Annotated in this window: 1 protein-coding gene; it reads right to left on the bottom strand. The window is 61.1% G+C overall.

What is annotated here, in order from left to right; translation table 11 throughout:
* On the bottom strand, positions 1-794 hold a 794-nt coding region (locus TU86_RS22060; protein WP_048366449.1), incomplete at both ends, for an Ig-like domain-containing protein.

The following is a 794-nucleotide window of genomic DNA, read 5'->3' as shown; positions in this document are numbered from 1 at the left end:
TCGACGATGCTGATTTTGATCGTGCCGGTGGTGGTGTTGCCCAGTGCGTCGGTGGCTTGGTAGGTGAAACTTTCTTGGCCATCAATCACATTGGCGCCGTTATCGGCACCCGGTGTGGTTTTTGGCGCCGAGGTCAGGGTGTAAGTGTATTGGCCGTTGGCGTCCAGATGAATTTGGCCGTAGGCACCCGTGGTGCTGCCGAGCAAGGCAAACGTCACAGCACCCGAACCGCCCGAGGTGTTGGCGGTCAGGTTGCCAGTGACGGTTTCAGCGGTTGACGCTGGCGTACTGCCCGTCACCGTGCCCTGCGCCAGATCGGCGCCATCCTTGACCAAATCCAGTGCATTTTCGAACACGGTGGCCTGCGCATCGCTGACCACTTTCAAACCGCTGTCAGTCAGGGTGAAGGTCACCGTGGCGGTGCTTTGGTCACCGTCGCCGTCGCGGATGGTGTAGGTAAAGGTGTCAGTGGCGGTCGGCGTCGTCACCAGATTCGGTGTGCCTTTGTACACCGCCGTGCCATCCGCCGAGATGGTCAGCGTGCCGTAGGTGCCGTTGATCACCGTGCTACCGCCGCTGGTGACGGTGACTGCTGCGTTGCTGCCTGCTTTGATGGCGACCACTGCACCGCCAACTGCTCCGCCGTCTGCACCAAGAATGTCGTTGGTCAGTACGTTGAGGGTCGAGGTGCCGCCTTCGATCAGGGTGCCGGTGTCGTTGGTGGCCTGCGGCACATCATCGACGATGCTGATTTTGATCGTGCCGGTGGTGGTGTTGCCCAGTGCGTCGGTGGC

The organism is Pseudomonas weihenstephanensis (assembly GCF_001043055.1).
In the GTDB taxonomy this organism is placed as follows: domain Bacteria; phylum Pseudomonadota; class Gammaproteobacteria; order Pseudomonadales; family Pseudomonadaceae; genus Aquipseudomonas; species Aquipseudomonas weihenstephanensis.
This window is presented reverse-complemented; position numbering and strand designations above follow the sequence as displayed.